This window comes from Paraburkholderia sp. J76 (genome assembly GCF_905220295.1).
GTDB lineage: Bacteria > Pseudomonadota > Gammaproteobacteria > Burkholderiales > Burkholderiaceae > Paraburkholderia.
Genome location: NZ_CAJMZJ010000006.1, coordinates 332,653 through 345,978 on the forward strand (window position 1 = coordinate 332,653; position 13,326 = coordinate 345,978).

General features: G+C 66.3%; 9 protein-coding genes. 3 read left to right on the plus strand and 6 right to left on the minus strand.

Annotated elements, in window-relative coordinates:
* Nucleotides 1-149 precede the first annotated feature (149 nt).
* The 4 genes from fliD to U5768_RS14745 all read right to left on the minus strand — a co-directional run bounded on the left by fliD (nucleotide 150) and on the right by U5768_RS14745 (nucleotide 5,433).
* Nucleotides 150-1,613: a flagellar filament capping protein FliD gene (gene fliD / locus U5768_RS14730; RefSeq protein ID WP_322031130.1), complete on the minus strand. Its 1,464-nt coding sequence runs from the start codon at nucleotides 1,611-1,613 to the stop codon at nucleotides 150-152.
* A gap of 146 nt (nucleotides 1,614-1,759) precedes the next feature.
* On the minus strand, nucleotides 1,760-2,398 hold the full coding sequence (locus U5768_RS14735) for an IMPACT family protein (RefSeq protein ID WP_415913902.1): 639 nt from the start codon (nucleotides 2,396-2,398) through the stop codon (nucleotides 1,760-1,762).
* A 729-nt stretch (nucleotides 2,399-3,127) separates the two neighbouring features.
* Nucleotides 3,128-3,451, minus strand: coding sequence for a hypothetical protein (locus tag U5768_RS14740; RefSeq protein WP_322031131.1), 324 nt, complete (start codon nucleotides 3,449-3,451; stop codon nucleotides 3,128-3,130).
* A gap of 311 nt (nucleotides 3,452-3,762) precedes the next feature.
* Nucleotides 3,763-5,433, minus strand: a complete 1,671-nt coding sequence (locus tag U5768_RS14745) for an acyl-CoA synthetase (RefSeq protein WP_322031132.1) — start codon at nucleotides 5,431-5,433, stop codon at nucleotides 3,763-3,765.
* Nucleotides 5,434-5,640: 207 nt separating this feature from the next.
* Here U5768_RS14745 and U5768_RS14750 point away from each other — a divergent pair, with 207 nt between their 5' ends.
* The gene (locus U5768_RS14750; RefSeq protein WP_415913903.1) at nucleotides 5,641-6,408 is read left to right on the plus strand and encodes a Crp/Fnr family transcriptional regulator; all 768 of its coding nucleotides are present in this window, start codon (nucleotides 5,641-5,643) and stop codon (nucleotides 6,406-6,408) included.
* Nucleotides 6,409-6,456: 48 nt separating this feature from the next.
* Here the strand turns inward: U5768_RS14750 and U5768_RS14755 are convergent, their stop codons facing one another.
* Entirely contained in the window at nucleotides 6,457-8,229 is a 1,773-nt protein-coding gene (locus U5768_RS14755; protein ID WP_322031133.1) for a penicillin-binding protein 2, read from the minus strand.
* A gap of 224 nt (nucleotides 8,230-8,453) precedes the next feature.
* On the minus strand, nucleotides 8,454-10,001 hold the full coding sequence (locus tag U5768_RS14760) for a methyl-accepting chemotaxis protein (RefSeq protein ID WP_322031194.1): 1,548 nt from the start codon (nucleotides 9,999-10,001) through the stop codon (nucleotides 8,454-8,456).
* Nucleotides 10,002-10,437: 436 nt separating this feature from the next.
* On the opposite strand from U5768_RS14760, the gene aepX reads away from it, so the two are divergent.
* A complete protein-coding gene (gene aepX, locus U5768_RS14765) occupies nucleotides 10,438-12,129 on the plus strand; it encodes a phosphoenolpyruvate mutase (protein ID WP_322031134.1) in 1,692 nt (563 codons plus the stop codon).
* Nucleotides 12,126-13,325: a phosphonopyruvate decarboxylase gene (gene aepY, locus U5768_RS14770; protein WP_322031135.1), complete on the plus strand. Its 1,200-nt coding sequence runs from the start codon at nucleotides 12,126-12,128 to the stop codon at nucleotides 13,323-13,325. The genes aepX and aepY overlap by 4 nt, the downstream gene beginning before the upstream one ends.
* Nucleotide 13,326 lies beyond the last annotated feature (1 nt).

The following is a 13,326-nucleotide window of genomic DNA, read 5'->3' on the forward strand; positions in this document are numbered from 1 at the left end:
TCGCCATGATGAAGCGGTCGGGTCGATTTGATAGTTCGATTCGCGGTTGTTCTTCACGTCCCCTGTTGGCCGCCGATTACGAATGGATCGGCGGCCTTTTTTTGTCCGCGCTCCACGTTTGCTAGCGTCGCGCCGCGTCTGTTCAAGCCTTATTTGTGATTCGTCGCGAGGGCGCCCGCGCTGTTCGCGCCGCCGAAAAGCTGCGTCAGATACTGCTGGTTGTTGTTCATGATCGACATGAGTTTATTGAGCGCGGTGAACTGGCGGTTGAATTGCGCGGTGAGCTGGGTTGCGCGCGCATCGAGCATCGACGACTGCTTCTTGATGTCGTCCAGCTCCTTGTTGATGGCCGTGCTGCGCCGCTCGATAATGCCGCTCGACTGCACGTAGGGCGTGATGGCGCTGCTGAGTTTCGCGGTCATGCCGCCGCTGCCGAACAGTGCCGCAATCGCGCTGTTGCCCCCGCTGTTGCCACCGTTGTTGCCCGCTTGCAGCGCCTGCTTGAACGTGTCGTCGTCGATCTCCAGCTTGCCGCTCTTGCCGAGCTTGATGCCGATTTCGCCCAGCGAATGGGTCACGCCGTCGTTGCCCTTCACGCCCGCCGATATGACCGCCGGCAAATTCGCCGCGAGCGTGCGCGCGATCGAGTCGCCGAGCAGCGCGCCCGCTTGCGCGCCGGTCGAACCGGTCGCCGCCGTGTACGAAGTCAAGCCGTTCAGGGCATCCACGTAGCTGTTGTACGCCTTCACGAAGTCGCGGATCGACGTGCCGGTCGCTTCGGTGTCGGCGGCGATGGCGAGCGTTTGCTTCGTGCCCACCGAGGCGCTTCCGAGCTTGATCGTGAGGTCGCTCACCACGCCCTCCAGCGTGTTGCTCGCGCTCGTGACGCGCGTGCCGTCGATGCGCAGTTCGGCGTCGCCGGCTGGCTCGACTTCGTGCATCTGCGAGGAGGCGAGGCGCGTATCGACGCCCGCGCCTGCCTGCACCTCGATCGCGTTGGCCGCGCCCGTCCGGTTCGCGCTCAGCACGAGGTGCTGGCCGTCGGCGCCGTTGACGATCGACGCCGTGACGCCGGGGTTGTCCTTCGCCCGGTTGATCGCCGCGACGACGTCGGTGAGCTTGTTGCTGCCCGCCGCGACCGTCAGATGCATGGACTTGCCGCCCGTCGAAATGTCGAGGCTGCCCTCGCCGAGCGTTTCGCCGGTGTCGAAGCTATCCGAGGTGAGTTTGTGCGCCGTCGCCAGATGATCGACTTCGACCGTGAAGCTGCTCGCCACCGCGTTCTTGCCGGCCACCGCGCTCAGGCCTTTGTCCTTTTCGCTCGTCGTGACCGTGAAGCGTTGCAGCGCGGCGCCGTCCCTGAACGGATCGAGCGCGCTCTGAAGCGAGGCGAGCGCCGATTTGAGCGTGCCGAGCGCGGAGAGCGTCGTGTTGCTTGCCGTCTGCTTCGCGCTGAGGACGGCGCTCGGGCCCGCGATCTTCGCGTTGACGAGCGCCTTGACGAGCTGGTTCACGTCGAGCGTGGAATTGGTCGCGCCGCTGATGATCGACTGGGCGGCGTCGCTCAGCGCGCTGTTCGCGCTGGCGGTGGTGTTCGTGATCGTGCTTGCCATGAAAGAAGTCCGTTCGTTCTGGTGCGTCGAGTCGACGGAACGCGCGAATGCGCGGTCATGCTTTCATTACGGCAAGCTTTCATGAAACTTTATGAAAGAATCGAAAAGAATTTGAAACCTTTGCGCGGCATCTCCGCGCCGCGTGTTCAGACGTGCTCGGGAAAGCCCGAGCGGCCTTGCGTGAGGTCGGTGAGAGCGTGGCGCGCGGCGTCCACGGCGGTCGCGGGCAACTGGATCGTGAGCCGGACCGTCATGGCGTACTGGCTCTCCACGAGCGTGAACTGCTCCTGATCGATCCAGTGGCGCACGCGGGTTTCGTCGGGGTAGCCCAGTTCGACCGTGAGGCGCGCCTGCGCGATGCGCTCGACGCGCTCGGCCGCTTGCAACGCGCTGGCGATGGCGTCGGTATAGGCGCGCACGAGGCCGCCCGCGCCGAGCTTCACGCCGCCGTAATAGCGCACCACGGCCGCGAGCACGCCGTCCAGGTCGTGATGGCGCAGCACTTCGAGGATCGGGCGCCCGGCGGTGCCGGAGGGCTCGCCGTCGTCGGACATGCCGGACTGGCCGCCCGCGAGGAGCGCCCAGCATACGTGCGTGGCGGCGGGATGTTCGTCGCGCAGACGGCGGATTTCGGCCATGGCCGCCTCGCGGTCGGCAACGGGAATGGCGTGCGCGATGAAGCGGCTCTTGCGGATATCGAGTTCCGCGGCGACAGGGCGGGCGAGGGTGAAGGTTGGCACAAGCGGTTGGGACAAGCGGATTGCCACAGCAGGCGAAACCACCATGTTAGCCGATGCGCACTGGCCGGATTCCTGCGCCCGTCCCCATATCTTGCCAGTTTCCGTAATGGTTCTTTGCGCCCGACGCTAGTGACGTCCCGGCCCTTGAACCGGATAATGGCGGGCATGACGGATCTAGCTCTGGCTGGAGCGAAGCCGAACTCCTCATTCGGTGATCCGTCATTGTTCTTTCTCTCGCGGCGCCGCCCGGCCGACGCGATTCTCCCAGGCACGGAAGCCAAAAAAAGACCCGGTCGGACTGTGTCGCGACCGGGGTCACAAGGCTCGCCTGTTCTCAAGAGGCGACCTCACATTACGTCCGCAAAATTACGTCCGCAACCGGAAAAAAACCTGACAAGCGCGCAAAAAAAAATCCCGGCCATCTCTGGCCGGGCAATGAGAATACACCGTGCGCTCCGGGGAACGAAACGCCCATTCACGTTACTCGCGGGACGCTCGAGAGGCAACGCTTGCGCATTACCTGCAATTACTGACGTCTGCCTTTCTGGTTGCGATCGGCGTGCCGCATGGCGGCGCGCAACCGTGTAGCGGCGGGCAGGCAAGCCATATTGATTCGCACGACGAATGAAATATTCTGATGATTGCGCTCGCGGCGAAGTAAGGCGCTGAAATGCGCCGAGGCCGGTCTTCCCTGCGGAAGACCGGCCTCGGTGTGCCACATCCGGCGCCGCCAGGAAAGGCGGCCCGGCGATCACGCATCATGCGTCATGCGGATCAGTAACGCGGGGGCGGCGGACGGTGGTCGTCGCGGTAGTGCGGGGGACCCGGATCGTGCGGATGATGGTGCATCCACTCGTCGTGCGCCCAGTATCGGTGGCCGTCCCAGTAACGGTCCTCATGCCAGCCGATCGAGATGCGCGCGTCCACCGGCATCATGTGCGGCTGGCCGTATTGCGGCGCCGCTTCGGCACGCAGCCCATACGGGGCGCCGTACGGCGCGGATTGGGCAAAAGCGCTCGATGCGCCCATCAATGCGCCACCGGCGATCAGTGCAGCGGCGATGGCGCGGGCGGGGGTCTTCCAGCTCTTCGTATTCATGAGTTACCTCCTCTTGGGTTGCGTCGTCAGTCACGCGGCACCGGGTGCCTTTGTGTTGCGACCACGGTTCAAAGCTTATCGGGCCCAGGCGGAGGAATACGTGACTACTTGTAAGCTTTCGTTTCATACGATTCTTGCTGCCCAAACGGCTGTTTTGACAGTGAGCCCTTGATGCAGAAAGGATTACGAGCCGCGCCTGACAATCGCAGTCCCGCGCAGGAGGGTCGGGTTGTCAACTGACGTTACATTCGAGCGGCGCGGGCTGCCCGAATGCGTCACCTCTACCGGCCTGCCAGGTCCCGATGTCGTTCTTACCGCGGTGTTTTCGGCGCGCCTTGTGTGCCGGCCAGATCGATGGCGCTTTGCGAACCTAGTTGCGCGCGCAACTCATACTTCTGGATCTTGCCCGTGGCCGTGCGCGGCAGTTCACCGAATCGCACGGCGCGCGGCACCTTGAAGTGCGCGAGAAAGAGCCGGCAGTGCGCGATGATTTCCTCGGCCGTGGCGCTCGCGCCCGGACGCAGTTCGACGAATGCGCAAGGTACTTCGCCCCACTTCGGATCGGGCATCGCGACGACAGCGGCGAGCGCGACGGCCGGATGGCGATACAGCGTGTCCTCCACCTCGATGCTCGAAATGTTCTCGCCGCCCGAGATGATGATGTCCTTGCTGCGGTCGGTAATGCGCACGTAGCCGTCGGGCGTCATCACGCCGAGGTCGCCCGTGTGGAACCAGCCGCCGCGGAAGGCGTCGTCGGTTGCGCGCTCGTTCTTCAGGTAGCCCTTCATGCAGATGTTGCCCCGGAACATGATTTCGCCGAGCGTTTCGCCGTCGGCGGGCACGGGCTCCATCGTCTGCGCATTGCGCACGCTCACGCCGCTTTGCAGGTGATAGCGCACGCCCTGGCGCGCGGCGAGGCTCGCCTGTTCGTCTTCGGGCAGCGTTTGCCAGCGCTCCTGCACGGCACAGACTGCGGCGGGGCCGTACACCTCGGTCAGACCATAGACGTGCGTGAGCTCGATGCCGATCGCCTTCATCTTCGCGATCACGGCCGGCGCGGGCGGGGCGCCGGCGACCATCGTGCGCACGGTGTGCGTGATGCCCTCGCGATACCCGGCGGGGGCGTCGGCGAGCGCCCCCTGTACGATGGGCGCGCCGCAATAGTGCGTGACGCGCTCGCTGCGGATGAGGTCGAACACGAGCTTCGCGTCGAACTTGCGCAGGCACACGTTCACGCCCGCGCGCGCGGCGACGGTCCACGCGAAGCACCAGCCGTTGCAGTGAAAGAGCGGTAGCGTCCAGAGGTACACGGCGTGTTTGGGCATGTCCCATTCGAGGATGTTGCTCACCGCGTTGAGGTACGCGCCGCGATGGTGATAGACCACGCCCTTGGGGTCGCCCGTCGTGCCCGACGTGTAGTTCAGCGCGATGGCGTCCCACTCGTCGCGCGGCGGCTCCCAGGCGAAATCGGCGTCGCCTTGTTCGAGAAACGCTTCGTAGTCGGTTGCGCGGGGGAAGAACTCGGGGTCGGCGGGCGCGATGTCGGCCACGCTGATGATCTTGAGGTGCGGGAATTCGAGCGCGGCGCGCTGCGCGAGCGCCGCGAATTCGGTATCGACGATCAGCGCCTTCGCTTCGCCATGGCGCAGCATGAACAGGATGGTTGCGACGTCGAGTCGCGTGTTGAGCGTATTGAGCACCGCGCCGACCATGGGCACGCCGAAGTGCGCCTCGACCATCGCGGGAATGTTGGGCAGGAGCGCCGCGACCGTGTCGCCGCGGCCGATGCCCGCTTGCGCGAGCGCGCTTGCGAGCCGCCGCGTGCGCGCCCAGGTTTCGCGCCAGTTGCGGCGCACGTCGCCGTGAACCACCGCGAGGCGATCGCCATAGACTTCGGCCGCGCGCGCGATGAAATCGATGGGCGTGAGCGGCACATAATTGGCTTCGCGCTGCGCGAGCCCTTCTTCGTACGGGTGCAACATGGCGGTGTCTCCGGTGTCGATCGCCGATGCGGGCCTCAAGCCGTGCCGCGGGCGGTCTCGGGTTTGTAGGTATGATTCGCGCTACCGTAGCAGGGCCGTGCACGCGAGTCTGTCGCCGGCGCGACAGAGCGGCCCGCGAGAGCGCCCGCAACTCACGATCCGCTCGCCGGATCGCCCCGAAGATTGACTCGACTCCAGGAAAGCGCGATGTCGCAATCCATTATGCCCCCGGACGGGACGCCTCCCGCCCGCGATTCGTGGCGCGAAGGCGAGCGCATCGACGCGGCGAACCGCGCGCGCCTCGCCGCGCTATTCGAGCGCTGCGCGTGGTTTCGCGCGCTCGCGCCCGAGCATCGCGAATGGGTGCTGACGTCCTCGCATGCGCAGGGCTATGCCGCGGGCGCCATCGTGGCCGCGCGCGAAGCGCCCTCGGACTGGTGGCTCGGCGTGAATTCGGGTCTCGTGAAGCTGGCGATCTTCAACGCTTCGGGGCGCGGCTGCACGTTTTCGGGCGTGCCGCATGGCGGCTGGTTCGGCGAGGGCAGCGTGATCAAGCGCGAGCCGCGCAGGTACGACGTGATCGCGCTGCAGCCGTCGCTCGTCATGGCCGTGCCCACCGATACGTTTCACCGGCTCATGGATTGCAGCCTGCCGTTCAACCGCTTCGTGATTCATCAACTCAACAACCGCATGGGCGAGTTTATCGCGCTGATCCAGAACAGCCGTTTGCTCGACGTCGATGCGCGCGTGGCGCAGGCGCTCGCGCAGATGTTCAATCCCGATCTCTATCCCGAAACGGGACGCGCGCTCGATATCTCGCAGGAGGAGATCGGCATGCTGGCGGGCGCGTCGCGCCAGCGGATCAACCAGGCGCTGCAGACGCTCGAACGCCAGGGGCTCGTCGCGCTCTCCTATAACCGCGTGGACGTGCTCGATCTCGACGGGTTGCGCGCGTTTGGCCGCGACCAGATTTGAGGAACGCAGAAGTCCTTACCAATCCTGTCGCCGCCGCAGATCGTGGCGCTAACCGCGCCCCGCGCCGTTGATTTTGCCGGCGCTCTCGGGTCCGGCAGCGGCATCGGGCGGCACGCCCAGCAACTGAAGCGTGCCGGCGGTCACGCCCGCGAACACCGGCCCCGCGACCGTGCCGCCATAGAACGCCCTGCCCGCGGGATCGTCGATCATCACCGCCACAATCACGCGCGGCGCGCTCATCGGCGCCATCCCCACGAAAAGCGCGCGGTAGCGGTTCTTCGCGTAGCCCGCGCCGATCTGCTTGCGCGCGGTGCCCGTCTTGCCGCCCACGCGGTAGCCATCCACATTCGCGGCGCGGCCCGTGCCGCCGTCGCTCGTCGCCATTTCCAGCATCTTGCGCATGGCGGCGGCCGTGGCCGGCGTCGTAACCGCGTGCGGGGCCAGCGCGGCTGAACTGCCCGCGCCGCCTGGCGCTTCGTGCAGCAGCGTGACCGGATGCAGCGTGCCGTCGCCGGCGTAGGCCGTGTAGATCTGCGCCATCTGCAGGAGCGAAGTGGAAAGGCCGTAGCCGTACGCCATCGTCGCCTGCTCGATGGGGCGCCAGCGCCCCCACGGCCGCACGCGGCCAGGCGCCACGCCCGGGAACGTCACGCCGGGCTTCTGCCCGAGCCCGTACTCCTGATACTTGTCCCAGATCGTTCGCGCGGGAAGATTCAGCGCGAGCTTGGCGAGCGCGATGTTGCTCGACTTCTGGATCGCTTCGGCCACCGTCATGCGGCCGTGATTCGAGGTGTCGTGGATCGTCGCGGGGCCGATGCGGTAGCTGCCCGGCGAGGTGTCGATGAGGGTGTTCGCGTTGACCTTGCGCAGGTCCATGGCCAGCGAAACGACCACGGGCTTGATCGTGGAGCCGGGCTCGAACGTGTCGACCACGGCGCGATTGCGCAACTGCTTGCCCGTGAGCCGCGCGCGGTCGTTCGGGTCGAACGACGGCCAGTTCGCGAGCGCGAGGATCTCGCCGTTCTGCGCGTCGAGCACGACAACGCTGCCCGCTTCGGCATGGTTTTTCGCCACCGCGGCCTTGAGCTGCGTATACGCGAGCTGCTGCACGCGGCGGTCGATGGTGAGCTGCACGGTGTCGCCGTTGCGCGGCTGCACGCGCTCGCTCGGCTCCGAAATCACGCGCCCGAGCCGGTCGCGGATCACTTCGCGCTGGCCCGGCGTGCCGCGCAGGCGAGCGTTCGCGGCAAGCTCGACGCCTTCCTGGCCGCCGTCTTCGATGTCGGTGAAGCCCACCACGTGCGCGGCCGATTCGCCTTCGGGGTAATAGCGCTTCGAGTCGGCGATCAGGGTGATGCCGCCCGCGCCCATCTCGTCGATGTGCTCGGCCGTGCTGGCGTCCACCTGGCGCTTGAGCAGCACGAAGGAGCGGTCGCCGGCCACGCGCCGGTCCAGTTCCGCGAGCGGCATGTCGAGCAGGCGTGCGAGCGGCGCGTGCGCGGCGGCGTCGAGCACGCGCGGGTTCACCCAGACTTCGAAGGTCGCGAGGCTCACGGCGAGCAGCGCGCCGTTGCGATCCACAATGCGCCCGCGCATGGCGCCGAGTTCCAGCGTGCGCTGGTAGCGCTTTTGCCCCTGCTTCACATAAAAGCCGTGATTGGCGACCTGAATCCAGAACGCGCGCCCGGCGAGCGCCGCGAACGCCGCGAACGTGATGAACACGATGAACTTCGAGCGCCACGCGGGCAGACGCGGCGCGAGCATCGGATGGCGGGTCGCGGTGGCGTGCGGGTCGCGCGGCGGTTTCCTGGAACGGATCATCGATGAGGCGGGGTGGCTTGGCGGAATGTCATTGTAAACATGATGTAATTTAATTGAAATGAAACGTGCGCGTGGCCACCCGCCGATAACGACGGGCGTTGCGCGTCGTCATGCTGCGTGAGCGTGGAGGAAACGGGGAGGCGCAAAGCGAACCGGGCCGCGAATGCGGCCCGGCGGGAGGGGAAACACTGGCGGCGCGGCAGCGCCGCGGCGGCGAAAACCGCTTAGGCGTGCGCCGGCAGGCGGAAACTCGCGATCGACTCGCGCAGCACGCTCACCTGGTCCTTGAGCGAGTGCGCGGCAGCGGCGGCTTCTTCCACGAGCGCGGCGTTCTGCTGCGTCACCTGATCCATCTCGCCCACGGCGCGGTTGACCTGCTCGATGCCGGCGCTCTGCTCGCGCGAAGCGTTGCTGATCTCTTCGAGGATTTCGTGCACGCGACGCACCGACTGCACGATCTCGGTCATGGTCGAGCCGGCGTTGGTCACGAGATGCTGGCCCTCGGTCACGGTGCCGGTCGATTTTTCGATCAGCGCCTTGATTTCCTTGGCGGCCGTGGCGGAGCGCTGCGCGAGGCTGCGCACTTCGGCGGCCACCACGGCGAAGCCGCGGCCCTGTTCGCCCGCGCGCGCCGCTTCGACGGCCGCGTTCAAGGCGAGGATGTTCGTCTGGAACGCGATGCCGTCGATTACGCCGATGATGTCGCCGATCTGCTGCGAGCTTGTCGTGATGTCGCCCATGGTGCGCACCACGTCGTCCACCACGGCGCTGCCGCGCGTCGCGACATCGGCGGCCTGGCTCGCGAGCGACGCCGCATGCTGGGCGCTATCCGCGTTCTGGCGCACGTTCGCCGTCATCTGGTCCATGCTCGACGCGGTTTGCACGAGCGCCGCGGCCTGTTCTTCGGTGCGCTGCGAGAGATCGGTGTTGCCCGCCGCAATCTCGTTCGCGCCCACGTTGATGTTTTCGGCGCCGCTGCGCACGCGCGAGACGGTTTGCACGAGCGCCGTCTGCATCGTGGCGAGCGCACGCATGAGGCTCATCTCGTTCGTGCCTTGCACCTGCAGGCGCAAGGTGAGGTCGCCCTCGGCGATGCGGTTGGCGGCGTCCACCGCGCCTTCCAGTTCGCCGCCGATACTGCTGCGCACGCTGCGCACCACGAGCACCATGACGGCGGTGGCCGCGCCGCCCAGCAGGAAGGTCACGCCGAGCCAGCGCAGCAGGCTGTCGTAGAACTCGGCGCGCACGTCGTCCATGTACATGCCCGTCACGATTACCCAGTCCCACGGCGCGAAGCGGCGGCCGAAGCTCAGCTTGGGAACGGGCTCGCTATGGCCCGGCTTGGCCCAGAGGTAGTCGAGGAAGCCGCCGTTCGGGTTGTTCGCGGCGTTCACGAGGCCCGTGAACACGTGCGTGCCCGCCGGGTCGGCGAAGTCGCTGAGATTCTTGCCGTCAAGCTCGGGCTTGATCGGGTGCATCAGCATGACCGCCTGCGAATTGTTGATGCTCAGATAACCGTCGGTGCCGTAACGGATCGAGCCGATCACGGTGAGCGCCTGCTTTTGCGCGTCGGCTTCGGGCATGGCGTTGCGTTGCGAAAGGCCGTAGTAGTAGTTCGCGATGCTCGTCGCTTCCTCGACGAGCGTCGTGAGTTGCGCGCGCCGCTCGCGGATCATCGACTCGCGGCTTTGCCAGGCGCCGAAGGCGACGATGAGTAGCAGGCCGATCCAGAGGATCGCGATCATCGAGCGGAGCTTTTTGTTGAGGGTCATCTTCTGCATGGTCGGTCGGATATTCGGAGAGGCTGCACGGCGGGCAAAACGCGAGAGGCGAAACGAGGCCGTCTGTGTGTGTTTACGGCGCGCGCCAACGCGCGCGAGACCCAGGGGGAACCCTGCCTGAGCAGCGTTTCCTCATACAAAACAACGACAAGACAACGACCTTTGATCTGGCTCATATGACGCCGCGCTGAAATCGTCGGGAACACGCCGGTAAAAGCCACAAATTTCCCTGCAACTCCATGATTTGCCACTCTTTGCTGGGATGACCTGCGGATAGGAATCAATTCCGATATAGTCGCGACTTTGACCCCGGCTGGCCTGAGTTCACGGCCTGCGATGAAGCCGGGATGACGGATTTTTCCCAACGATGCGACGCGCACGCTGCGGCCCTCGCTGCCGCCCTCGCGACGCCCCTGGAGTAACACGAATGAACGCACGCGAATCCGCCCTGGTCCCCGCCGCTGTTGCCACATCGCGCAGCGCGCGGCTGCGCCAGATGCTGACCAGCAACGAACTCGAATTCCTGATGGAAGCGCACAACGGCCTTTCCGCACGCATTGCGCGCGAGGCGGGCTTCAAGGCGATCTGGGGCTCGGGCCTCTCGATCTCCGCGCAGTTCGGCGTGCGCGACAACAACGAGGCGAGCTGGACCCAGGTGGTCGACAACCTCGAGTTCATGGCCGACGCGAGCGACCTGCCCATCCTGCTCGACGGCGACACCGGCTACGGCAACTTCAACAACGTGCGCCGCCTCGTGCGCAAGCTGGAGCAGCGCGGCATCGCGGGCGTGTGCATCGAAGACAAGGTGTTCCCGAAGACCAACAGCTTCATCGGCGGCGAAGCGCAGCCGCTCGCCGACATCGACGAATTCTGCGGCAAGATCAAGGCCGGCAAGGACTCGCAGACGGACGAGCACTTCTCGATCGTCGCGCGCGTGGAAGCGCTGATCGCGGGCTGGGGCATGGACGAAGCGCTCAAGCGCGCCGAGGCGTATCGCCAGGCGGGCGCGGACGCGATCCTCATCCACAGCAAGCTCTCGAAAGCCGACGAGATCCTCACGTTCGCGCGCGAATGGGCCGGTCGCGGCCCGCTCGTGATCGTGCCGACCAAGTACTACAGCACGCCGACCGACGTGTTCCGCAAGGCGGGCATCAGCACGGTGATCTGGGCGAACCATCAGATTCGCGCGGCCGTTTCGGCCATGCAGGCCGTCACGAAGACGATCTACGAGACGCAAACGCTCGTCGACGTGGAAGACCGCATTGCTACGGTCAACGAAATTTTCCGCCTTCAGGACGCCGACGAATACTCGGAAGCCGAGGACCGCTATCTTTCCGCTTCGTCGCGTGGCGCGGGTTCGGCGATCGTGCTGGCCGCGAGCCGCGGATCGGGCCTCGACGCCTACACGGAAGACAAGCCCAAGGTCATGCTGCCCGTTGCGGGCAAGCCGCTCCTGCGCTGGCTCGTGGACGCGTTCAAGAAGCAGTCGGTCAACGACATCACGGTGGTGGGCGGCTACAAGGCCGAAGCCATCGACACGGCGGGCATCAAGCTCGTGCGCAACGAGCGTTACGCGCAGACGAACGAACTCGCGTCGCTTGCGTGCGCGGTCGGCTCGCTCGATAACGACACCGTGATCTCGTACGGCGACCTCGTGTTCCGCAGCTACATCCTGCGCGACCTCGTGGAAAGCGAAGCGGACTTCAGCGTGGTGGTGGATTCGTCGCCCGAGTCGGAAAACAGCAGCACGCGCGACTTCGCATGGTGCTCGGCCGCCGACGAGCGCGATCTGTTCGGCAGCCGGGTGTTCCTCGGCCGCGTGGCGAGCGGGCCGGCGGCAAACGGCGCGGCTGCGCATGGCCGCTGGATCGGTCTCCTGAATGTGCGCGGCGCAGGCCGCGCGAAGCTCGCGAAGAAGCTCGCGCAACTGCAAACGCGCGCCGACTTCGACACGCTCGACATGCCCGCGCTGCTCAACGCGCTGATCGAAGACGGCGAGAAGATCGAGGTGCAATACGTGCACGGCCACTGGCGCGGTGTGAACGACCTGGAAGACTTCCGTCGCGCAGGGGATTTCGCCCACGCGCAAACGCCGCTCGGCACGGAGGGCCAGGCATGATCGAAGCCGCACAGTTCGTCGAAGCGGCGCGCTCGCGCGGCTTCGAGTGGTACGCGGGCGTGCCGTGCTCGTACCTCACGCCGTTCATCAACTACGTGCTGCAGGACGACTCGCTGCACTACGTGAGCGCGGCCAACGAAGGCGATGCGGTCGCGGTCATCGCGGGCGTGGCGCTCGCGGGCAAGCGCGGCATCACGATGATGCAGAACTCGGGCCTCGGCAATGCCGTGAGCCCGCTCACTTCGCTCACGTGGACGTTCCGCCTGCCGCAACTGCTGATCTTGACGTGGCGCGGCCAGCCGGGCGTGGCCGACGAGCCGCAGCACGCGCTCATGGGCCCCGTTACGCCGCAGATGCTGGAAACGATGGAAATTCCGTGGGAGACGTTCCCCACCCAAGCCGACCAGATCGCGGCAGTGCTCGATCGCGCCATCCGGCACATGGACGAAACGGGCCGCCCGTACGCGCTCGTCATGCAGAAGGGCAGCGTGGCGCCGTACGAACTCAAGGGCGGCGGCGCGATGCCGGCGAAGCACGCGCTGCCCGTCGCGCAGGCCGAATGGACCGGCCGGACTCCTGATCAATTGCCCTCGCGCCAGCAGGCGCTCGAGCGCGTGATTGCCGCGACGCCTGCCGAATCGACCGTGGTCGTCGCTTCAACGGGTTTCTGCGGCCGCGAACTCTACGCGCTCGACGACCGCTCGAACCAGCTTTACATGGTGGGCTCGATGGGCTGCGTCACCCCGTTCGCGCTCGGCCTCGCGCTCGCGCGGCCCGATCTGAACGTGGTCGCGCTCGACGGCGACGGCGCGGCGCTCATGCGCATGGGTGTGTTCGCCACGCTCGGCGCGTATGGCCCCGCGAATCTCACGCACGTGCTGCTCGACAACGGCGCGCACGATTCGACGGGCGGCCAGGCCACCGTGTCGGGCCAGGTGTCGTTCGCGAACGTGGCCGCCGCATGCGGTTACGCCGACGCCGTGGAAGGCGACGACCTCGCCACGCTCGACAGCGTGCTCGCGGCCGCGCGCGAACGCGCGAAGGGCGCTTCGGGTGTCGAAGGCACACGCTTCGTACGCCTGACGATCCGCCGCGGCACGCCCGACGGGCTGCCGCGCCCTACGATCACGCCGCCCGATGTGAAGACGCGCCTCATGCGCCATATCGGCGCGCTCGCACACGAGTCTGCCAATTAAG

What these genes read in the sequence shown, in the direction of transcription:
- fliD (WP_322031130.1), bottom strand. Translation starts at nt 1,613, where the DNA reads ATGGCAAGCACGATCACGAACACCACCGCCAGCGCGAACAGCGCGCTG.
- U5768_RS14735 (WP_415913902.1), bottom strand. Translation starts at nt 2,398, where the DNA reads ATGGTGGTTTCGCCTGCTGTGGCAATCCGCTTGTCCCAACCGCTTGTG.
- U5768_RS14740 (WP_322031131.1), bottom strand. Translation starts at nt 3,451, where the DNA reads ATGAATACGAAGAGCTGGAAGACCCCCGCCCGCGCCATCGCCGCTGCA.
- U5768_RS14745 (WP_322031132.1), bottom strand. Translation starts at nt 5,433, where the DNA reads ATGTTGCACCCGTACGAAGAAGGGCTCGCGCAGCGCGAAGCCAATTAT.
- U5768_RS14750 (WP_415913903.1), top strand. Translation starts at nt 5,641, where the DNA reads ATGTCGCAATCCATTATGCCCCCGGACGGGACGCCTCCCGCCCGCGAT.
- U5768_RS14755 (WP_322031133.1), bottom strand. Translation starts at nt 8,229, where the DNA reads ATGATCCGTTCCAGGAAACCGCCGCGCGACCCGCACGCCACCGCGACC.
- U5768_RS14760 (WP_322031194.1), bottom strand. Translation starts at nt 10,001, where the DNA reads ATGACCCTCAACAAAAAGCTCCGCTCGATGATCGCGATCCTCTGGATC.
- aepX (WP_322031134.1), top strand. Translation starts at nt 10,438, where the DNA reads ATGAACGCACGCGAATCCGCCCTGGTCCCCGCCGCTGTTGCCACATCG.
- aepY (WP_322031135.1), top strand. Translation starts at nt 12,126, where the DNA reads ATGATCGAAGCCGCACAGTTCGTCGAAGCGGCGCGCTCGCGCGGCTTC.